Genomic DNA, 20,870 nt, shown 5'->3' on the forward strand with positions numbered 1-20,870 from the left:
CGTAATATCTCTAGGTAGGATGTACTTCGCACCATAAAGCGGCAGCCAAATCCGTTGCAGCGCCTCCCCACGGGCCGGCGCTCGCCCGGCGGGTCAATGTCGGAAAAGGGATCGGGAAAACCAGAGGCCCCGGATCAAGCCGCGGGCGGCCACTGAAACGCCGGCGAAAATACCTTAGCCACCCACCACGTCATGCTCGTAGATCCAGTCGAACTGGTGCAGCATCCGCCCCGGCGCCACCGCCCCGCCAACCCGCAAAGCCGCATGCGCCGCCCACCGCAGCGGCGGAAACGACAGGTGATACTTCCACGCGTTCGAACTCGCCGCATCCACCACCTTGCGCACACGCCCCTCCCGCCGCGCCTGGTAATCGGCCAGCCGCGCCTCCAGCGCCCCCGGCCCGGCCAGCGCCTCGGCCAGAACCCAGGCGTCCTCCAGCGCCATCGACGCCCCCTGCGCCATGAACGGCAGCGTCGGATGCGCCGCATCGCCCAGCAGAACCGTCCCCGCCCCGTGCCACGCCCGCGCCACCGGATGCCGGAACAGCCCCCACAAGTGCACCGTCTCGACCCGGCCCAGCATCTCCCGCACCTCCGGCCCGAAATCGGCGAACGCCGCCCGCAGGCGGTCGGGGTCGTCCTGCTGGCTCCAGCTTTCCGCCTGCCACTCGGCCCGCTCCTGCACCGCCACCAGGTTCAGCGCCGCGCCGTCCCGCAACGGATAGCTCACCACGTGCCGGTGCGGGCCCATATGCACATGCACCTCCGGGCCCCGGCCCTCGGTGTTCGGCACCACCGCCCGCCACGCCACCTGTCGGGTAAAAAACGGCGCCACCGTCCCGTTCAGCGCCTGCCGCACGACCGAATGCAGCCCGTCGGCCCCCACCACCAGGTCGGCCTCCACATCCACCCCGCGCGCCAGCGCCACGCTTGGCCTTGCACCGGGGCTCACCCGCTCGGCATGCTGCAACAGCCGGATCTTCACCCCCGCCTCCCGCGCCCCCGCGGCCAGCACCTCGATCAGGTCGGCCCGGTGCACGAAGTGATACTCCCGGCTCCCCAGCCCGCCCAGGTCGAGCCGCAACACCTCCCCGCCCCGGTAATCCTTCAGCCGCACCGCCCGGCCCTGCACCGACATCGCGCGCAGTGCCCCGCCCAGCCCAAGCGCCTCCAGTACACGGAACCCGTTCGGGCTCACCTGCAGCCCGGCGCCCACCTCGCGGATCGCCTCGGCCTGCTCGAACACCGTCACGTCCCCGCCGCGCAGCGCCAGCGCCCGCGCCGCGGCCAGCCCGCCGATACCGCCGCCCACCACGACGATCTTCATGCCTTCCAGCTGCATACGCCCTTCCCTGACGAAAAACGCCGGAGCTTTCACCCCGGCGCCCAGATCTGTCTCAGGCCTCGCCCGCGTCAGTCGTCGCGGTGAACCTTCTCGCGCCGTTCGTGGCGTTCCTGCGCCTCGAGGCTCATGGTCGCGATCGGCCGCGCATCCAGCCGCTTGAGGCTGATCGGCTCGCCGGTCACTTCGCAATAGCCGTACTCGCCATCGTCGATACGCCGCAGCGCGGAGTCGATCTTGGCGACCAGCTTGCGCTGGCGGTCACGGGTGCGCAGCTCAAGTGCGCGGTCGGTTTCCTCGCTGGCGCGGTCGGCCACGTCGGGGATGGCGCGGGTGCTGTCCTGCAGCCCCTCGATCGTGTCCCGGCTGTCCTCGAGCAGTTCGGATCTCCACTGAATCAGCTTGCGGCGAAAGTACTCAAGCTGACGTTCGTTCATGAAGGGTTCATCTTCGGCGGGACTGTAGTCCTCGGGAAGAAAGACCTCGGCTTTCATTTCAACTCCCTCATCAAAGCCAGTGTCTGGCATGATATTCTCCTCAGACATTTGGCAAGCCCGTGGCCTCGCACTTACACTTCCGACCGGGGATTGTCACTACACAAATACGCGGCATTGCGGTGTTTTCTGCGGCGCAGTACGGTGCGACGCGACCGCCCGAGGGAAGCTGCAAAAAGGATATACATTTCATGAAGTTCGCCGGCACCGAATCCTACGTCGCCACCGAAGACCTGACCGTCGCGGTCAACGCCGCCGTCACGCTCGAGCGTCCGCTGCTGGTCAAGGGAGAGCCCGGCACCGGCAAGACCGAGCTGGCCCGCCAGGTGGCCCAGGCGCTGGGGGTCGAGATGCTGGAATGGAACATCAAATCCACCACCAAGGCCCAGCAGGGTCTCTACGAATACGACGCCGTCAGCCGCCTGCGCGACAGCCAGCTGGGCGACGAACGGGTGCACGACGTTAAGAATTATATTCGCAAGGGCAAGCTCTGGCAGGCCTTCGAGGCCGACGGCAAGGTGGTCCTCCTGATCGACGAGATCGACAAGGCCGATATCGAGTTTCCGAACGACCTCCTGCAGGAACTCGACAAGATGGAATTCCACGTCTACGAGACCGGCGAGACGATCCGCGCCAGGCACCGCCCCATCGTCATCATCACGTCAAACAACGAGAAAGACCTGCCCGACGCCTTCCTGCGCCGCTGCTTCTTCCACTACATCCGCTTCCCCGATGTCGAGACGATGAAGCAGATCGTCGAGGTCCATCACCCCGGCATCAAGGAACAGCTCCTGACCACCGCCCTCACCCAGTTCTACGAGATCCGCGAGCAGGGCGGGCTCAAGAAGAAGCCGTCGACCTCCGAGGTGCTGGACTGGCTCAAGCTCATCCTCGCCGAGGATCTCACCGCCGAGGATCTGCGCCGCGACGGGGCCGACGCCCTGCCGAAACTGCACGGCGCGCTTCTCAAGAACGAACAGGACGTCCACCTCTTCGAACGGCTCGCCTTCATGGCGCGACGGCAACGCTGACCGGGCCATCCGGCCCGGCGGCAGGAAAGCCCTTCCCCGGCCCGGCAAAGCGTGTAGGCTTGGCCGGGCAAAGACCTCCCCCTTTGCGGGACACCCGACAGAAAGCCTTCGAACCCGTGCCAGTCGACACCACCAGTTTGCACCGCAACCGCCGCCTCCGGGCGGAGGGCCGGACGGGCATCGCCGCAACAGTGCATGGCGCGACGGGCGGAAACAATAAAGGGGCTTTCGGAAATTTGTTTCGGCTTTTGAACGGCCTGCAGGGCGGTCCTGCCGCGAATCGTCCGGGCGGCCTGTCCCGGCGTCCGGCGGCCGCGCGGTTCGCCGCGCCCCTGCGCCGGGCGCTGCTGCCGCTCTGCCTCGCGATCGGCGCCTGCACCGCCGCCCCGCAGGATGACGTCCCCTCCCGCGCCGCCATGCCCGAGGCCTCGAACCTGCCGCCGATGAAGGCATTTTCCGTCGCCCACCCCGAGCCGCCGGCCCGGTCGAACCGCGACATCTATCGCGATTTCCTCGAACTCAGCTTCCAACTCGAATCCGGCCGCCAGCTCGACCGCTTCTCGCGCTTCGAGGGGCCGATCTCGATCCGCGTGGCGGGCAACCCCCCGCCCAGCCTCCTGCCCGACCTCAACCGCCTGGTCAGCCGCCTGCGCACCGAGGCCGGGATCGACATCGGCCGCGTCCCCGGCCGCGGCGGCCATGCCAGCATCACCATCGAGGCGGTCAGCCGCGCCGATATCCGGCAATTCCTGCCCAAGGCCGCCTGTTTCGTCGTGCCCAACGTCTCCAGCCTGCAGGAATACCGCAGCGCCCGCCACTCGCGCCAGACCAACTGGAGCGACCTTGTCGAACGCGACCGCATCGCCATCTTCGTGCCCGGCGACAGCTCCCCGCAGGAGGTGCGCGACTGCCTGCACGAGGAGCTGGCCCAGGCGCTCGGGCCCTTGAACGACCTCTACCGCCTGTCCGACAGCGTCTTCAACGACGACAACGTCCATACCGTGCTGACCGGGTTCGACATGCTGATCCTGCGGGCCTATTACGCGCCCGAGCTGCACTCGGGCATGACCCGCCAGCAGGTCGCCTCGCGCCTGCCCGCCATCCTGACCCGGCTCAACCCCGATGGCGACAGCCTCCCGCCCCGCACGCTCGGGCCCACGCCGCGCGCGTGGATCGACGCCATCCAGACGGCGCTCGGCCCCGGCGCCACCTCTGGCCAGCGCCGCCGCGCCGCGCTCGAGGCGCTGTCGATCGCCCGGGCGCAGGGCTGGAACGACCACCGCCTCGCCTTCAGCCATTTCGCCCTCGGCCGCCTGACCCAGATGACCGACCCCGATTTCGCCCTCGCCCAGTTCCAGGCCGCCGAGGCGATCTACCGCGCCACCCCGGGCACCGAGCTGCACCGCGCCTACTCGGCCTCGCAGCTCGCGGCCTACGCCATCAGCCAGGGCCGCAGCGCCGAGGCGCTGCGCCTCATCGCGCCGCACATGGGCATCGCCGAACGGCACGAGAACGCGGCGCTGCTCGCCACCCTGATGATGCTCCAGGCCGAGGCGCTCGACCTCGCCGGCCGCGCGGCCGAGGCCCAGGCGGTGCGGCTGGACAGTATCGGCTGGGCGCGATACGGGTTCGGGGCAGACTGGGCGGTGCGCGCGAAGATGAGCGAAATCTCTGCGCTCAGCCCGCGAACCTAAACGAACGGGTACCCTGACCATGCTTCTTGCCTTGATAGGCCTCGTCATCGGGGCGCTCCTCGGCGCCCTCGTCGCGCGCCGCCGCAAGGGCTCGAAGACCGACATGCTGCAATACGCGGCCGTCTTCGCCATCCTCTTCGCGCTCGCGGGCCTCTTCCTCACCATCTTCATCCTCCGCGCCTCGGGCTGAGGGGGGCGGCGATGTTCCTTCCCTTCTTCGAGAACCTGCGCAAATCCGGCCTGCCGGTCTCGCTGCGCGAATACCTGACCTTCCTCGAAGCCATGTCCGCCAACCTCGTCACCTACGACATCGAGGGGTTCTACTACCTCGCCCGCGCCGCCATGGTGAAGGACGAGCGCCTGATCGACCGCTTCGACCAGGCCTTCGCCGCCAGCTTCGAGGGGCTCGAACAGATCAGCGCCGAACAGGTGCTCGACGCCGTCGACCTGCCCCGGGAATGGCTGGAAAAGATGGCCGAGAAACACCTCACCCCCGAGGAAAAGGCCGAGATCGAGGCGCTCGGCGGCTTCGACAAGCTGATGGAAACCCTGAAAGAGCGCCTCAAGGAACAGGAAGGCCGCCACCAGGGCGGCAACAAGTGGATCGGCACCGCCGGCACCTCCCCCTTCGGCGCCTATGGCTACAACCCCGAGGGCGTCCGCATCGGCCAGAAGGAAAGCCGCCACCAGCGCGCGGTCAAGGTCTGGGACAAGCGCGAATTCCGCAACTTCGACGATTCCGTCGAGATCGGCACCCGCAACATCAAGGTCGCCCTCAAACGCCTCCGCAACTGGGCCCGCGAGGGCGCGGCGGACGAGCTTGACCTGAACGGCACCATCCGCGCCACGGCCGAGCACGGCTACCTAGACGTCAAGATGCGCCCCGAACGCCACAACGCCGTCAAGGTGCTGCTCTTCCTCGACGTCGGCGGCAGCATGGACCCCCATATCAAGGTGGTCGAGGAACTCTTCTCCGCCGCCCGCACCGAGTTCAAGCACCTCGAATACTACTACTTCCACAACTGCCTCTACGAAGGCGTCTGGCGCGACAACCGCCGCCGCTGGGACGCGCAAACCCCCACCGACGAGATCCTGCGCACCTACGGCACCGACTACAAGTGCATCTTCGTGGGCGACGCCTCCATGTCCCCCTACGAGATCGCCTACCCCGGCGGCGCCAACGAACACTGGAACGCCGAGGCCGGCCAGGTCTGGCTCCAACGCGCCCGCGACCACTGGCCCCAGCACCTCTGGATCAACCCCGTGCCCGAGAAATACTGGCCCTACACCCAGTCCATCCAGATGATCCGCGAGATCTTCGAAGACCGCATGGTCCCGATGACCCTTGCGGGGATCGAACAGGGCATGAAGGAGCTGGGGCGCTAGTGGCGACCGCTGGGGGCGCTGCCCGTCGCCATTGGGCTTGAACCAATGGCGCACCAATGGCGACCCCCCGGGATATTTCCGGCCAGAAGAAGGGCAAGAGTGCGCCCAGTCTGCATGTCCCAGTAGACAAATCCCCCCCGTCGTGAGACAGGCAACCCATGACCGCGCGCAAGATCATCATCGACACCGACCCGGGCCAGGACGACGCCGTCGCCATCCTGCTGGCGCTGGCCAGCCCTGACGAGATCGAGCTTCTGGGCCTCACCTGCGTCGCCGGAAACGTGCCGCTCGACCTGACCACCCGCAACGCCCGCATGGTCTGCGAACTGGCCGGCCGCCCCGATATCCCCGTCTACGCCGGCTGCGACCGGCCCTTGGGCCGCGACCTCGTCACCGCCGAGCACGTCCATGGCAAGACCGGCCTCGACGGCCCCGACCTGCCCGAACCCACCATGGCGCTCGCCGAGGGCCACGCCGTCGATTTCATCATCGACACGCTTCGCGCCGAACCCGCGGGCACCGTCACCCTCGTGCCCATCGGCCCCCTCACCAACATCGCCGCCGCCTTCAAGGCCGCCCCGGACATCGTTGAAAAGGTGCAGGAAATCGTCCTCATGGGCGGCGCCTATTTCGAGGTGGGCAACATCACCCCGGCGGCCGAGTTCAACATCCATGTCGACCCCGACGCCGCCCGGATCGTCTTCCGCGCCGGCGCGCCGATCACCGTCATGCCGCTCGACGTCACCCACAAGGCGCTCGTCACCGCACCCCGCAACGACGCCTTCCGCGCGCTGGGCACGCCGGTCGGCGTGGCCGTCGCCGAGATGACCGATTTCTTCGAACGCTTCGACAAGGAGAAATACGGCTCCGCCGGCGCCCCCCTGCACGACCCCTGCACCATCGCCTACCTGCTCGAGCCCGGCCTCTTCACCGGCCGCCACATCAATGTCGAGATCGAGACCACGTCAGAGCTCACCATGGGCATGACCGTCGCCGACTGGTGGCGCGTCACCCGCCGCAAGCCCAACGCGCTCTTCATGGGCGATATCGACGCCGACGGCTTCTTCGACCTCCTGACGGAAAGGCTGGCCCGGCTGTGACCGCCCTCACCATCGCCAAGACGGACGATCTCGACCGCCTGATGCGCCTCGTCGCCGACTACCACGGCGAGGAAGGCATCGAGCAATCCGACGACACCCGCCGCAACGCCATCCTGCCGCTCCTCGAAGGCTCGCCGCACGGCGTCATCTACCTGATGGGCCCCGCCCGCGCCCCCATCGGCTATGTCGTCGTCTGCTTCGGCTGGTCGATCGAGTTCGGCGGCATGGACGGCTTCGTCGACGAGATCTACGTCCGCCCCGCCGTGCGCGGCCGCGGCATCGGCACCGAAGTGCTCCACACGCTCCCCAAGGCGCTCGCCAAGGCGGGGATGAAGGCCATCCACCTCGAAGTGGGCAACGAGAACCCCCGCGCCCGCAAGCTCTACGAGAAACTCGGCTTCCGCGCCCGCGAGGGCTACGCCATGATGACCCGCGAACTCTAGGCGCCCCTAGCCATTCGCGGCGGAACGCTTATCTTTCGCCCATGACCCTTTCGATTCCGTTCGACAACTCCTACGCCCGCCTGCCCGCGCGCTTCTTCACCCGGCTGAACCCCATGCCGGTGAAGACGCCGCAGCTCATCCGCTTCAACCACCCGCTCGCGGCCGAGCTGGGCATCACCCCCGGCACGGATCAGGAGATCGCGCTCGCCTTCTCCGGCAACACGCCGCCCGAAGGCGCCGACCCGCTGGCACAGGCCTATGCCGGGCACCAGTTCGGCGGCTTCTCGCCCCAGCTGGGCGACGGCCGCGCCAACCTGCTGGGCGAGACGGTGGCGAACGGCAAGCGCTTCGACATCCAGCTCAAGGGCTCCGGCCCCACCCCCTATTCCCGCATGGGCGACGGGCGCGCCTGGATGGGCCCCGTCCTGCGCGAATACGTGGTGTCCGAGGCGATGCACGCCCTCGGGATCCCCACCACCCGCGCGCTCGCCGCCGTCGCCACCGGCGAACGCGTCTACCGCGAGAACGGCGGCCTGCCCGGCGCCGTGCTGACCCGCGTCGCCGCCAGCCATATTCGCGTCGGCACCTTCCAGTTCTTCGCCGCCCGCCGCGACACCGAGGGGCTGCAGGCGCTTTTCGAACACACGGTCGAGCGCCATTATCCCGGCGTCGAAACCCCCACCGACCTGCTGAACGCCGCCATCGCCCGGCAGGCGTCGCTTGTCGCGCAATGGATGTCCGTGGGCTTCATCCACGGCGTCATGAACACCGACAACACCACCCTCTCGGGCGAGACCATCGACTATGGCCCCTGCGCCTTCATGGACAGCTACCACCCCGACACCGTCTATTCCTCGATCGACGCGCATGGCCGCTACGCCTATTCCAACCAGCCCAACGTGATCGTCTGGAACATGGCGCAACTGGCCACCGCCCTCGTGCCGCTCATGCCCGATCAGGATGCGGCCATCGAGACCTTCACCCGATCCGTCCACGCCATGCCCGACATGATCCATGCCGAATGGCTGACCCGCTTCCGCGCCAAGCTGGGGCTGGCCACCGAAGATGCGGGCGACGAAGAGCTGATCACCGGCCTCCTGCGCGCGATGGCAGAGAACCGCGCCGATTTCACCAACACCTTCCGCGCCCTCGCGACGGGCAAGCCCCGCGACCAGTTCCTCGACCCCAAGGCCTTCGACGCCTGGGAACCGCTCTGGCAGAAACGGCTGGAGGCCGAGGAGAATGCCGAGGCCCGGATGCTGTCCGCCAACCCGGCTTTCATCCCCCGCAACCACCGCGTCGAACAGATGATCCAGGCCGCCGTCGAGGGCGATTTCGCCCCCTTCGAGCGGCTGCTGGGCGTACTCTCCAGACCTTACGAGGATCAGCCCGACGCCGCCGACCTCACCCGCCCGCCGGAACCGTCGGAGGTGGTGCAGCAGACCTTCTGCGGCACCTGAGCCGCTGCGCCCCCTGTTGCGCCCGCCCCAACATCTCGCGTGTTGCGCCCGGTACGGCGCATCAACCCCTGCCCGCACAGACCGGAACACCGACGCGATACCGACGTGATACCGACGCGATACCGACACCGTCCGCCCTGCAAAACAAGCCCGTTAACCTGATTCGCGCCGAAACCCTGTCGACAGCGCCCCGCGCTACTTCCGCCGCAGCCGCCGGAAGAACCGCGGATTGGTCCGCACGAACTCGTCGATCAGCACCGCCAGCCCGCCCCGCGCCTGCCCCTTGAGGTATCCGAACCCGGTCGCCGCCCCGATGAACGCCCCCACCGCGTCGACGATCAGGTCGCCCATCGTGTCCATCAGCCCCGATTTCTGCATGTTGAACCCGAAGGTCTGGTCCATGAAGAACTCGAAAATTTCCCAGGCTGTCCCGATGGTTACGGCAAAACAGAAGGCAAAGAACGCCACCGCCACCGGCGGCGCGGCATAGCGGTCGCCCTGGAACATCATGAACACCAGCACGAAGCCGATCAGCCCGAACCCCACGGCCGACGCGCCGTGCATCACCATGTCCCACCACCAGAAACGTTCATAGAAATCATAGACTTCGCCAAGAAACAGCGTGGCGCCGACGAAGATCACCAGCGCCGCGATGAAGCTCGGCGGCACATGCACATCCGTCCACCGCGCCACCACCACCGGGGCAAAGGACAGCGCCAGCGTCCCCAGCGCCACGAAGGCCAGCTCCAGCCGCCCCTCCACCAGCGCGAACAGCACCACCCCGGCCAGCGCCAGCCAGATCGCCCGAGCCAGCCATGTCTGATCTGCGAACACCGGTGATGTCTCTTTCTTCCAGAAGTACTATCTGAAGGATATGAATGGCCAAAGCATCAGGATTGCAACCTACAACCTGCAGAAATGCGTGGGGCTCGACATGCGCCGCCGCCCCGATCGCAGCCTGTCGGTCATCGGCGCGCTCGACGCCGATATCGTTGTTTTACAAGAGGTTGACAAGCGCCTGCCCCCCCGGCCCGCCGCCCTGCCCCACGACATGGCCGAGCAGGATGGCTGGCGCATCCTGCCCTTCGGCGCGCCCGGCGGCTCGCTCGGGTGGCACGGCAACACCATGCTCGCCCGGCCCGGTGTAACCCTTTGCAATACCTGGCATCTTGAGCTTCCGGGGCTGGAGCCGCGCGGCGCCATCATGGCCGAGCTGGACACCGCCATCGGCCCCCTGCGCGTGGTCGGGCTGCATCTCGGCCTCGTGCGCCGCTACCGCCTGCTGCAGCTGGCCGCGATCGAACGCCGCCTGCGCCGCCTGCCGACCATGCCCACCGTGCTGGCAGGCGATTTCAACGAGTGGGGCAGCGCCGCACCGCTGGCGGCGGCGGTCGACGACAAGCACTTCGCCCCCACGCCCCCCAGCTACCCGGCCCCCCGCCCCGTCGCCCGGCTCGACCGCATCGCCATCTGCGACGCGCTCATCGCCCGGTCCACCGGCACATACGCCGCCAAACCCGCCCATATCGCCTCCGACCACTTGCCGGTCTGGGCCGATCTCGAACGTGCGCCGCGCTAGACATCTGGCGCACCCCGGGGCACCGTGATAGGCGCTCGCCCGCCGACCCGCCATTGATGGATGCCTTTCATGACCATTCTCCAGATCACCTCGCTTCTCATCGTGCTGGCCGGCGTGTTCGGCGCCATCAACTACCTGTTTCTAAAGCTTCCTTCGGCCATCGGCATCCTTGTCGTGGCGCTGCTGGCCTCCTTCGGCGTGCTGCTGACCGACCTCGTCTGGCCCCAGCTCCTCATCGCCGACACCGCCCGCGACCTGATCATCTCGATCGACTTTTCCGACGCACTCCTCGAAGGGATGCTGGGCCTCCTGCTCTTCGCCGGCGCGCTTCACGTCAAGCTGGCAGACCTGCGCGCGGAATGGCGGGCGGTCTTCCTGATGGCCACCATGGGCGTGGCGCTCTCGACCATCGTCATCGGCACCGGCTTCCACTGGATGACCGGCATGCCGCTGATCGTCGCGCTGGTCTTCGGCGCGCTCATTTCGCCCACCGACCCGGTCGCCGTGCTGGGCGTCCTGCGCGAGGCGAACCTGCGCAAGTCCTTGGAAACAAAGATCGCCGGCGAATCCCTCTTCAATGACGGGGTGGGCTACGTGGTCTTCCTCGTGCTGGTCGGCCTCGCCTTCCCCGGCGACGACCACCACGCCAGCGGGCTTGAGGATGCCGCCCTCCTCTTCGTGCAGGAAGCGCTTGGCGGCGCCGTGCTCGGCCTCGTCCTCGGCTGGCTCACCTTCCGCGTCATGCGCCTGATCGACGACTATTCGCTCGAGGTCCTGCTCACCCTCGGCCTCGCCTTCGGCGGCTACGAACTGGCCGTTTTCCTCCACGTCTCCGCCCCCATCATGGCGGTCTGCGCCGGGCTCCTGATCGGCGAGGTCGGCGCCAAGCACGGCATGAGCGAGGAAACCCGCGACTATGTCGACGCCTTCTGGAAACTGATCGACGAGATCCTCAACGCCGTCCTCTTCCTGATGATCGGGTTCGAGGTCTTCGCCGTCGCCTTCGAGGTCGATTTCCTGATCGCCGGCGTCCTCTCCATCGGCCTTGCGCTGCTGGGCCGGCTGGCCGCCGTGGCGGTGCCCGTGCTGATCCTGCGCCCCTTCCGCACCTTCTCCCCCGGCGTCGTGCCGATCATGACATGGGGCGGGCTCAAGGGCGGCATCTCGGTCGCGCTGGCGCTCTCGCTGCCCGACAATGAATGGAAACCGCTGATCCTGACCGCCACCTATATCGTCGTGATCTTCTCGATCATCGTACAAGGGCTGACGGTCAGCAAACTCGCCAACCGCGTGGGCCGCGAGCCCGACCTGGTCTGAGGAGGCCCGCATGTCCGCCTATGTCGTCTACGACGTCTTCACCGACACCCGCTTCGGCGGCAATCAACTGGCCGTCTTCCCCGACGCTACCACCCTGCCCGAGGCCGAGCTGCAGGCCATCGCGGCCGAGTTCAACTTCTCCGAGGTCACCTTCGTATATCCGCCGGAGGACGCCACCCACACAGCCCGCGTCCGCATCTTCACGCCCACCATGGAGATCCCATTCGCCGGCCACCCGGTGATCGGCACCGCCATTGCGCTCTCCGATGCGGGCCACGGGCCGGACATGGTGCTGGAACTGGGCGTCGGGCCCCTCTCCTGTCGCGTGGAAGATGGCATCGCCGCCTTCACCACCGAGGCGACGCTCGAGGTTCTGGCCACCCCCGACCCCGCCCTCGTCGCCCGTGCGCTCGGCCTGCAACCCTCTGATATCACCGCCGAAACCCATCCGCCCACCATGGCCACCCTCGGCCTTCCCTTCACCATCACTCAGCTTGCCAGCCGCGCCGCCCTCTCCGCCTGCCAGACCGATATCGCGGCATTCCGCGAAGGCGCCAAAACCCATCCCGGCGGACTCGATTTCGCGCAATTCGCCTATGTCCGCGAGGGCGACACCGTGCATGCCCGCATGTTCGCCCCGCTCGACAACATCCCCGAGGACCCGGCCACCGGCAGCGCCTGCGCCACCCTTGCGGCCCTCCTCGCCAAGACCCTGGGAAAAGACCTCTCCCTCACCGTCCACCAGGGCGAGGACATGGGCCGCCCCAGCCGCATCACCCTGCAAACCGACCGGGGCCGCGTCATTGTGTCGGGCGGGGCCGTCAGGGTCATGGAAGGCCGCCTGCTCTGACCCGCCGATAAAATCTGGCCAACACGCCGCGAACCGGCTATCCAACGGGCCCACGAGTCGCAAAAGATCGAGCCGATGACCGAGACCATCACCGAGCGTTGCGAGGCCAAGGGCCTGCGGATGACCGGCCAGCGCCGCACCATTGCCGCCGTGCTGGAGGATTCCGACGATCACCCCGATGTCGAGGAACTCTACGCCCGCGCCTCGGGCCGCGATCCGAACATCTCCATCGCCACCGTCTACCGCACCGTGAAGCTGTTCGAGGAGGCCGGCATCCTCGAAAAGGTCGAGTTCGGCGACGGCCGCGCCCGCTACGAAGACGCCGAGCGCGACCACCACGACCACCTCATCGACCTGCATTCCGGCGAGGTGATCGAATTCGTCGATGCCGAAATCGAGGCGCTGCAGGAAAAGATCGCCAACAAGCTGGGCTACAAGCTCAAGGGCCACAAGCTCGAGCTCTACGGCGTGCCGCTCAAGAAGAACTGAGCCGCTATTCCAGCCTGTCCGGCAAGCCCCGCCCGTCATTCCACCACCGGTTCGGGTTGTCGCTTCTCGGGTCATAGGCGGCCCGGCTCGCCCAGTCCTCCCGCAGGAAGATCACCGGCTCCTCGTAATGATGCGCCCAGATCACCGCATCCATGACCTTTTCCAACACCTCGAGGTAACGCGGCACCGAGATCTTCAGCTCCACCATCGGATAGGTCTCCGTCGCCCCGGCCTCGAACCCCTCCACATGGGTCGTCGTGGTCGAGCCCGGCTCCGGCTGCGCGGTCTCACGCCCTATTGCGGAAATACTGGCGTTGCGCTGATACCGCCCGTACCCCAGCGGATAAACCTCCATCACCGCATCGAGAATCCGATCCGTATCTTCCGGCAATGTCTGGATTTCCAGCGTCCAGACGGGCTCGAACCGCCCCGATTTCGCCTTGTAGCCTGCCAGGTCCATATCCGCCTCCCGCTGGTCTCCGGACCACCTTTCGCCACCACCCTGCCCCGGTCAACGCCCGACCCTCACGCCCGGTGTTGCTGCTGACGCCGATGGTCACTATAGCCGGTCCCGTGCGGCATCCCGCCGCAGCACGGAAAGGCACCACATGCAGAACGTCCACGGCATCCTGCTCGTGATCGCCGCGATGGCCGGCTTCACCATCGAGGACACGCTGATCAAGCGCATGTCGCAGGATATTCCCGTGGGCCAGATCCTGATCATCCTCGGGCTCGCCAGCACCGTGATCTTCGCCCTCGTCGCCCGCGCCCGCGGCCACGACATCTTCGCCCGCGCGGCGTGGCGGCCGATGTTCCTGTGGCGCGCGCTGTGCGAGGCGACGGCCTCGATGGCCTTCGTCACCTCGCTCTCGCTGGTCGACATTTCCGTCGTGGCGGCCGTCTTCCAGGCCACTCCGCTGGTCATCACCATGGGCGCCGCGATCTTCCTCGGTGAAGACGTCGGCTGGCGCCGGTGGACCGCCATTGGCCTCGGCTTCATCGGCGTGCTGATGATCATCCGCCCCGGTGTCGCCGGGTTCGAGCCGGCCGCGCTGATCGTCCTCATCTCGGTCTGCGCCATCGCCGCGCGTGACCTGATCACACGCCGGATCGACGCGAACGTCTCCTCCTTCGTGATCTCCTTCCAGGGCTTCGGCGTGGCGATCCCCGCGGGTGTCCTGTTGCTGGCCCTCTCCGGCGACGGTCCCACGGCCATGTCCGTGCCCCACGGCGCCATGATGCTCGGGGCGGTCCTTGTCGGCGCGCTTTCCTATTACGGCATCGTGCAGGCCATGCGCCTGGGCGAGGCCGCCGCCGTCACCCCCTTCCGCTACACCCGGCTGCTCTTCTCGCTCATCGTCGGCGTCACCGTCTTCGGCGAGCATCCCGACACCATGACGCTTGCGGGCGCCGCGCTCATCATCGCGACCGGGCTTTACACCTTCGTGCGCGAACAGCGCCTCGCCCGCCGCAAACGGCGCGACCTGGCGGGGAACCCCAACATATAGTTAGCGCTATCAGCCGCAGTTGCATTCGACGCAAAACTTGGTATGGGACAGCCAGCCAATCCAGCCTTCCGAGGGACACGACATGAGCACCATCATCGACATTCACGCCCGCGAGATTCTCGACAGCCGGGGCAACCCCACGATCGAGGTCGACGTCGTCCTCGAAGACGGCACCATGGGCCGCGCCGCCGTGCCCTCCGGCGCCTCCACCGGCGCGCATGAGGCGGTCGAAAAGCGCGACGGCGACAAGTCCCGCTATCTCGGCAAGGGCGTGCTCGAGGCCGCGGCTTCGGTCAATGGCGAGATCGCCGACCTGCTGCTGGGCTTCGACGCCACCGAGCAGGTCTCGGTCGACGCCGCGATGATCGAGCTCGACGGCACCCCCAACAAGGCCCGGCTCGGCGCCAACGCCATCCTCGGCGTGTCGCTCGCCGTTGCCAAGGCGGCCGCCGATTTCACCACCCAGCCGCTCTTCCGCTATGTCGGCGGAACCTCGGCCCGCACCCTGCCCGTGCCGATGATGAACATCATCAACGGCGGCGAACATGCCGACAACCCGATCGACATCCAGGAATTCATGATCATGCCCGTCGCCGCCAGCGACATCCGCGAGGCGGTGCGCATTGGCGCCGAGGTGTTCCACACCCTCAAGAAAGAGCTCTCCGCCGCCGGCCTCTCCACCGGCATCGGCGACGAGGGCGGCTTTGCCCCCAACCTCTCCTCGACCCGCGACGCGCTCGATTTCATCCTGAAATCCATCGAGAAGGCCGGCTACAAGCCCGGCGAGGACATCTACCTCGCCCTCGACTGCGCCGCGACCGAGTATTTCAAGGACGGCAAGTACGAGCTCAAGGGCGAAGGCCTCTCGCTCACCTCCGAGGAAAACGCCGACTACCTCAAGGCTCTGGTCGGCGACTACCCGATCATCTCGATCGAGGACGGCATGAGCGAGGATGACTGGGACGGCTGGAAAGCCTTGACCGACATGATCGGCGACAAGGTGCAACTCGTGGGCGACGATCTCTTCGTCACCAACCCCGTGCGCCTTGCGGAAGGCATCGAGAAGGGTGCGGCCAACTCCATGCTGGTCAAGGTCAACCAGATCGGCACCCTGACCGAGACGCTGAAGGCCGTCGACATGGCCCACCGCGCGCGCATGACCAACGTCATGTCGCACCGCTCGGGCGAGACCGAGGACGCCACCATCGCCGACCTCGCCGTCGCCACCAATTGCGGGCAGATCAAGACCGGCTCGCTGGCGCGCTCCGACCGGCTGGCCAAGTACAACCAGCTCATCCGGATCGAGGAGGCGCTCGGCGACAGCGCCGAATACGCCGGCCGCTCGATCCTGCGCGGCTGAACGGCTCCCGCGGCGGGCCGGAACCACCGGCCCGCCGACCCGGGAAACCTGCCGCTTCCCCTTTCCCCTACCGGCCCGACCGGCTAGCCTGCGGTCATGACAGCAGACGACATCATCCGCCAGCTCGACCTTCAGCCACATCCCGAAGGCGGCCATTACCGCGAGACATGGGTGGCGGGCAACGACGGCCGCGCCACGGGCACCTGCATCTACTTCCTGCTCAAGGGCGGCGAGGTGAACCGCTGGCACCGGGTCGACGCCACCGAGATCTGGCATTACTACGCCGGCGACCCTCTGATCCTGCGCCTCTCGGCCACCGATGACGGGCCGGCGGAACGGCACCTCCTCGGCCCCGCGCTCGAGGCCGGCCAGCGCCCCCAGGTCATCATCCCGCCCCATCACTGGCAACGCGCCGAATGCACCGGCGCCTTCACCCTCGTCGGCTGCACGGTCTCGCCCGGCTTCCAGTTCGAAGGCTTCACCCTCGCCGAGGACGGGTTCGACATACCGGAGGCCGGTTGACGCCGGCGAAGCGCGATTTTTAACCTCTAAAATTCAATGCCTTGAAAAATTGACTCGAAAAACTGTCAATTATTTTCCCGCCGGCTGAAACTTTTCCCCACCCCCTGCGTGGCTACTCCCGGAACTCAGCCAGACGGCGTGGACGCCGTGGGGTCTCTTCCCGACTCCCGTACTCCACGGTGCTGCGCATCACAGCGCTTGATCGCAGCATTTCCCCACCACGCCTTCTGGCCGAGTTTGTCGGGGCCCGCCCTTTGCCCCGACAGACAGGACCGGCGCCGCGTATGAGTGTGAGCGTGTTCTTTGCCTTCCCGGCAAAGTCGGCGTCGGTTCTGGTCCGGGGTGCCTGTTTGCATCCCGGACGCCCGCTGCCGGATAGCGGGTACGAGTGGTTGCGATTGTTCCGGTTACGAGGTTGGACGAGCAGTCCGGATGCGGTTGGCCCGAAGGCGCGCAAGCGCCTTCGGGCCTTCATCCCTCTGCCGCGGCCCGCACGAAATCCACCAGCTGCCGGGTCGAGCCGTCCTTCTCGTTCCCGTCCTGCTCGCCCGACAGGATCGGCGCCATCTCCTTGGCCAGCACCTTGCCCAGCTCCACGCCCCACTGGTCATAGGAGTTGATCCCCAGGATCACCCCCTCGACGAACACCCGGTGCTCGTAAAGCGCCACGATCTCGCCCAGCCGGCGCGGCGTCAGCCGGTCATAGATCAGCGTGGTCGACGGCCGATTGCCCGGAAACACCCGGTGCGCCGCCTGCCGCTCCAGCTCGGCGCCCTCGAACCCGGCCTCTGCCATCAGCGCCCGCGCCGCCTCGACCGGGCGCCCGCGCATCAGCGCCTCCGACTGCGCCAGGCAATTGGCCACCAGCAGGTGATGATGATGCGCCAGCTCCGGCTCGTGGCCCTTCGCCGCCACCATGAACTCGCAAGGAACCACCTGCGTGCCCTGGTGAATGAGCTGGTAGAAGGCGTGCTGTCCGTTCGTGCCCGGCTCGCCCCAGACGACGGGGCCGCTCTGCATGTCAAGCGCGTCGCCCTCCATCGTCACCCGCTTGCCGTTGCTCTCCATCTCGAGCTGCTGGAAATAGGCGGGCAGCCGCGCCAGCCGCTGGTCATAGGGCAGCACGGCACGCGTCGGGAACCCGCAGGCATTGCTGTGCCACAACCCGGTCAGCGCCAGCATGACGGGCATGTTCTCCTCCGCCGGGGCCTCGCGGAAATGCCCGTCCATCGCCTCCCCGCCCTGCAGGAAGGCGCGGAAATCCCCCGGCCCGATGGCCAGCATCAGCGGCAGCCCGATCGGCCCCCATACGGAATAGCGCCCGCCGACCCAGTCCTCGAAGCCGAACACCCGCTCGGGCGCGATGCCGAAGGCGGCGGTCTTGTCCTCGGCGGTCGAGACGGCGGCGAACTGCGCGGCGGGGTCGTCCACCGCCTTCGCCATCCACGCCCGCGCGGTCTCGGCATTGGTCATCGTCTCGATCGTGGTGAAGGTTTTCGACGCCACGATCACCAGCGTCGTTGCCGGGTCGAGGCCGGCCAGGCAATCGGCGATATCCGCCCCGTCCACGTTCGACACGAAATGGCACCGCGGCCCGTCATGGTAGGGCGACAGCGCCCGCACCGCCATCTCGGGGCCAAGGTGCGAGCCGCCGATGCCGATATTGACCACGTCGGTGATCGGCCCGCCCGCGCCCCGGAACCCGCCGCCCCGCACCTCTTCGGCGAACGCCTCCATTCGCGCCAGCGTGTCCAGCACATCCGGCATCACGTCGCTGCCGTCCACCTCGACCGGCCCGCCGCCCAGGTTGCGCAGCGCCGTGTGCAGCACCGCCCGCCCCTCGGTCTCGTTGATCGCCTCGCCCGCGAACATCGCGTCGCGCCGCTCCTCGACATGGTGCGAGCGCAGGATCGACAGCAACAGCGCCCGCGCCTCGCGGCTCATCGCGGTCTTCGAGTAATCGAACAGCATCCCGTCGAACCGCACCGAGAAATCTTCCGCCCGGCCCTCCTCGGACAAAAGCTCGGATATCCGCGCGCCTGTATCGGCTTTCAGGGCCTCCCACATGCCATCAACTCCTGCCTGTACATTTCACCGTTCCAGAAATACTCCGGGGGAGATGTTGAAATCCCACGGGATTTCAACGTCGGGGGCAGCGCCCCCCGGCCCCCCTCACGGCGCCCAGTGCACCGTCGCCTCTTCCAGCACCGCCGCCACCGGCGCCTTCGCCCATTCCAGCGACCTTGCCCTGTCGAGCGCCGCCTTCTTCGCCTGCCCGGTGATCACCACGTGCAGCGCCAGCGCGTCGCGCAGCACCCGCGCGGAAAGCGTCACCCGCGGCTCGGGCACGTCGGGCGCGCGCATCGGCACCAGAACCGGCGCATAGCGGTCGAGCGCCTTTTCCAGGTTGTCCGCCCCGGGAAACAGCGAGGCGGTGTGCATGTCGGTCCCCATGCCCAGCAGGCACACGTTGATCGGCAGCGCCGGGCTGATCCCGTCCTCCAGCTCCTCCAGCACCGGCTCGGGCGCCTCGGATTTCCGGTAGAGCGGCAGGAAATTCGCCTTCGTCGCCCGCCCCGTCAGCAACCGTTCGCGGATAAGCCGGCTGTTCGAGCGCACATGCACCTCCGGCAGCCAGCGCTCGTCACTGGGCAGCACGTCGACCCGGGCCCAGTCGAGATCGGCATCGCACAGGCTGTCGAAAACCGGCCCCGGCGTGGTGCCGCCGGGCACCACGAACAGCACCCGCTCCTTGTGTTCCAGCGCCGCGGTCAGCTCCCCGGCCAGGGTGTTGGCCAGGTGTACGGCCATCAGCTCGTCATCGGGGTAATCCATGAAGTTCATGCCTTGATCTCCCGCCAGCGGCGCCCGTCCCGGTGCATCAGCATCAGCGCGTCATCGGGCCCCGAACTGCCGGTGGCATAGGGCAGCGGATCCTCGCCGCGTTCCTCCCATCCGGCGATGATCCCGTCGGTCCAGGCCCAGGCTTCCTCGACCTCGTCGCCGCGCATGAACAGGGTCTGGTTGCCCCGGATCACGTCCATGATCAGCCGCTCGTAGGCGTCCGGGAAATCCGCCTCCTCCGGCCCCAGCGCCTCGGCAAAGGTCATGTCGAGCGGCACATCGACCAGCCGCATGCCCCCCGGCCCCGGCTCCTTGATGGTCACGCCCAGCTCGATCCCCTCGTTGGGCTGCAGCTTGATTGTCAGGATGTTGCGGTGCCGCCCGGCCCCCTCGCCGAAAATGGAATGCGGCGCGTCCTTGAACACCACGGCGATCTCGCTCGCCCGCTCCTTCAGCCGCTTGCCGGTGCGCAGGTAGAAGGGCGTGCCGGCCCAACGCCAGTTGCTGACCCGGGCGCGCAGCGCCACGAAGCTCTCGGTGGTACTGTCGCGGTTGCCCACCTGGTTGCGATAGCTCGGCCGCCCGCCCGATCCCTCGTACTGCCCGCGCACCACGTCCTCCGGCGCCACCGGGTCGAGCGCGCGGATCACCTTCAGCTTCTCGTCGCGCACCGCGTCGGGGTTGAATTTCGCCGGCGGCTCCATCGCGATCAGGCACAGAAGCTGCATCAGGTGGTTCTGCATCATGTCCCGCATGGCGCCCGACCGGTCGTAGTAATCGCCGCGCCCGCCGACACCCACCTCCTCGGCCACGGTGATCTGGATGTGATCGACGTACTGGCTGTTCCACAGCGGCTCGAACAGCATGTTGCCGAACCGGATCGCCATCAGGTTCTGCACCGTCTCCTTGCCCAGGTAATGGTCGATCCGGTAGATCTGACTTTCGTCGAAATAATCGGCCAGCACCTTGTTGAGCTCCTTGGCGGTGGCCAGGTCGCGCCCGAAGGGCTTTTCCACCACGATCCGCGCCTGCCCGCCCGCCAGCCCGTGCTGGTGCAGCCGCTCGGCCAGCGGCCCGAACAGCCGGGGCGCGACCGAGAAATAGAAGGCCCTGATCCGGTCCGGTCGGGTCAGCTGCGCCAGCTCGTCCCAGCCGTCGTCGCCGGTGGCATCGACCACCACGTAATGCAGCATGCCCAGGAACGCCTCGAGGTTCCCCCGGTTCGCCCCGGCGCCCTCGTCCGACGCCACGATGGCATCCGACGCGAAGGCGCGATACCCCTCGGTGTCCATCTCGCCCCGGGCCGCGCCGATGATGCGCACGTCGCCCTCGATCTGGCCCGCACAATACCGCCGGAACAGCCCCGGCAGGATCTTCCGCCGCGCGAGATCCCCCGTGCCGCCGAAAATCACCAGGTCGAAGGGATCCACCGGAATGACACGCGAAACCATC

General features: G+C 67.4%; 21 protein-coding genes. 14 read left to right on the forward strand and 7 right to left on the reverse strand.

Annotated elements, in window-relative coordinates:
* Positions 1-174: 174 nt before the first annotated feature.
* Positions 175-1,341, reverse strand: a complete 1,167-nt coding sequence (locus ACO07J_RS11320) for an FAD-dependent monooxygenase (RefSeq protein ID WP_422028913.1) — start codon at positions 1,339-1,341, stop codon at positions 175-177.
* A 71-nt stretch (positions 1,342-1,412) separates the two neighbouring features.
* Positions 1,413-1,835, reverse strand: a complete 423-nt coding sequence (dksA, locus tag ACO07J_RS11325) for an RNA polymerase-binding protein DksA (protein ID WP_422028914.1) — start codon at positions 1,833-1,835, stop codon at positions 1,413-1,415.
* A gap of 191 nt (positions 1,836-2,026) precedes the next feature.
* Between dksA and ACO07J_RS11330 the strand changes: the two genes are divergently transcribed.
* The 7 genes from ACO07J_RS11330 (at position 2,027) to ACO07J_RS11360 (ending at position 8,949) form a co-directional block, all read left to right on the forward strand.
* Complete coding sequence (locus tag ACO07J_RS11330) at positions 2,027-2,866, forward strand: AAA family ATPase (RefSeq protein WP_422028915.1); 840 nt, start codon at positions 2,027-2,029, stop codon at positions 2,864-2,866.
* Positions 2,867-3,198: 332 nt separating this feature from the next.
* Positions 3,199-4,560: a DUF2927 domain-containing protein gene (locus ACO07J_RS11335; RefSeq protein ID WP_422029767.1), complete on the forward strand. Its 1,362-nt coding sequence runs from the start codon at positions 3,199-3,201 to the stop codon at positions 4,558-4,560.
* Positions 4,561-4,579: 19 nt separating this feature from the next.
* Complete coding sequence (locus tag ACO07J_RS11340; protein WP_422028916.1) at positions 4,580-4,750, forward strand: hypothetical protein; 171 nt, start codon at positions 4,580-4,582, stop codon at positions 4,748-4,750.
* A gap of 11 nt (positions 4,751-4,761) precedes the next feature.
* Positions 4,762-5,946, forward strand: coding sequence for a vWA domain-containing protein (locus ACO07J_RS11345; RefSeq protein WP_422028917.1), 1,185 nt, complete (start codon positions 4,762-4,764; stop codon positions 5,944-5,946).
* Positions 5,947-6,104: 158 nt separating this feature from the next.
* Complete coding sequence (locus ACO07J_RS11350) at positions 6,105-7,046, forward strand: nucleoside hydrolase (protein WP_422028918.1); 942 nt, start codon at positions 6,105-6,107, stop codon at positions 7,044-7,046.
* Positions 7,043-7,489, forward strand: coding sequence for a GNAT family N-acetyltransferase (locus ACO07J_RS11355; RefSeq protein WP_422028919.1), 447 nt, complete (start codon positions 7,043-7,045; stop codon positions 7,487-7,489). Before ACO07J_RS11350 ends, ACO07J_RS11355 begins: the two co-directional genes overlap by 4 nt.
* A gap of 41 nt (positions 7,490-7,530) precedes the next feature.
* Positions 7,531-8,949: a protein adenylyltransferase SelO gene (locus ACO07J_RS11360; protein ID WP_422028920.1), complete on the forward strand. Its 1,419-nt coding sequence runs from the start codon at positions 7,531-7,533 to the stop codon at positions 8,947-8,949.
* A gap of 195 nt (positions 8,950-9,144) precedes the next feature.
* Here the strand turns inward: ACO07J_RS11360 and ACO07J_RS11365 are convergent, their stop codons facing one another.
* Positions 9,145-9,783, reverse strand: a complete 639-nt coding sequence (locus ACO07J_RS11365) for a hypothetical protein (RefSeq protein WP_422028921.1) — start codon at positions 9,781-9,783, stop codon at positions 9,145-9,147.
* Positions 9,784-9,823: 40 nt separating this feature from the next.
* Here ACO07J_RS11365 and ACO07J_RS11370 point away from each other — a divergent pair, with 40 nt between their 5' ends.
* The 4 genes from ACO07J_RS11370 (at position 9,824) to ACO07J_RS11385 (ending at position 13,184) form a co-directional block, all read left to right on the forward strand.
* Positions 9,824-10,528 carry an endonuclease/exonuclease/phosphatase family protein gene (locus ACO07J_RS11370; protein ID WP_422028922.1) on the forward strand — a complete coding sequence of 235 codons (705 nt, stop codon included), beginning with the start codon at positions 9,824-9,826 and terminating at the stop codon, positions 10,526-10,528.
* 69 nt (positions 10,529-10,597) lie between these two features.
* Positions 10,598-11,845 carry a cation:proton antiporter gene (locus ACO07J_RS11375; RefSeq protein WP_422028923.1) on the forward strand — a complete coding sequence of 416 codons (1,248 nt, stop codon included), beginning with the start codon at positions 10,598-10,600 and terminating at the stop codon, positions 11,843-11,845.
* A 10-nt stretch (positions 11,846-11,855) separates the two neighbouring features.
* Positions 11,856-12,695: a PhzF family phenazine biosynthesis protein gene (locus ACO07J_RS11380; RefSeq protein WP_422028924.1), complete on the forward strand. Its 840-nt coding sequence runs from the start codon at positions 11,856-11,858 to the stop codon at positions 12,693-12,695.
* Positions 12,696-12,770: 75 nt separating this feature from the next.
* A complete protein-coding gene (locus ACO07J_RS11385) occupies positions 12,771-13,184 on the forward strand; it encodes a Fur family transcriptional regulator (RefSeq protein ID WP_350159256.1) in 414 nt (137 codons plus the stop codon).
* Between the two features lie 4 nt (positions 13,185-13,188).
* Here ACO07J_RS11385 and ACO07J_RS11390 read toward each other — a convergent pair whose 3' ends face one another.
* Entirely contained in the window at positions 13,189-13,644 is a 456-nt protein-coding gene (locus tag ACO07J_RS11390; protein WP_422028925.1) for a hypothetical protein, read from the reverse strand.
* A 148-nt stretch (positions 13,645-13,792) separates the two neighbouring features.
* Between ACO07J_RS11390 and ACO07J_RS11395 the strand changes: the two genes are divergently transcribed.
* The 3 genes from ACO07J_RS11395 (at position 13,793) to ACO07J_RS11405 (ending at position 16,574) form a co-directional block, all read left to right on the forward strand.
* Positions 13,793-14,692 carry a DMT family transporter gene (locus ACO07J_RS11395; RefSeq protein ID WP_422028926.1) on the forward strand — a complete coding sequence of 300 codons (900 nt, stop codon included), beginning with the start codon at positions 13,793-13,795 and terminating at the stop codon, positions 14,690-14,692.
* Between the two features lie 82 nt (positions 14,693-14,774).
* On the forward strand, positions 14,775-16,052 hold the full coding sequence (gene eno / locus ACO07J_RS11400; RefSeq protein WP_422028927.1) for a phosphopyruvate hydratase: 1,278 nt from the start codon (positions 14,775-14,777) through the stop codon (positions 16,050-16,052).
* 96 nt (positions 16,053-16,148) lie between these two features.
* Complete coding sequence (locus tag ACO07J_RS11405) at positions 16,149-16,574, forward strand: cupin domain-containing protein (protein ID WP_422028928.1); 426 nt, start codon at positions 16,149-16,151, stop codon at positions 16,572-16,574.
* Between the two features lie 471 nt (positions 16,575-17,045).
* On the opposite strand, the gene pgi is transcribed toward ACO07J_RS11405, so the two are convergent.
* The 3 genes from pgi to zwf form a co-directional block, all read right to left on the reverse strand.
* The gene (pgi, locus tag ACO07J_RS11410) at positions 17,046-18,641 is read right to left on the reverse strand and encodes a glucose-6-phosphate isomerase (protein ID WP_422028929.1); all 1,596 of its coding nucleotides are present in this window, start codon (positions 18,639-18,641) and stop codon (positions 17,046-17,048) included.
* A gap of 105 nt (positions 18,642-18,746) precedes the next feature.
* On the reverse strand, positions 18,747-19,418 hold the full coding sequence (pgl, locus tag ACO07J_RS11415; protein ID WP_422028930.1) for a 6-phosphogluconolactonase: 672 nt from the start codon (positions 19,416-19,418) through the stop codon (positions 18,747-18,749).
* Entirely contained in the window at positions 19,415-20,869 is a 1,455-nt protein-coding gene (gene zwf, locus ACO07J_RS11420; protein ID WP_422028931.1) for a glucose-6-phosphate dehydrogenase, read from the reverse strand. The genes pgl and zwf overlap by 4 nt, the downstream gene beginning before the upstream one ends.
* Position 20,870: the final 1 nt, after the last annotated feature.

It is taken from the genome of Roseovarius sp., from assembly GCF_965228755.1.
Lineage (GTDB): Bacteria > Pseudomonadota > Alphaproteobacteria > Rhodobacterales > Rhodobacteraceae > Roseovarius.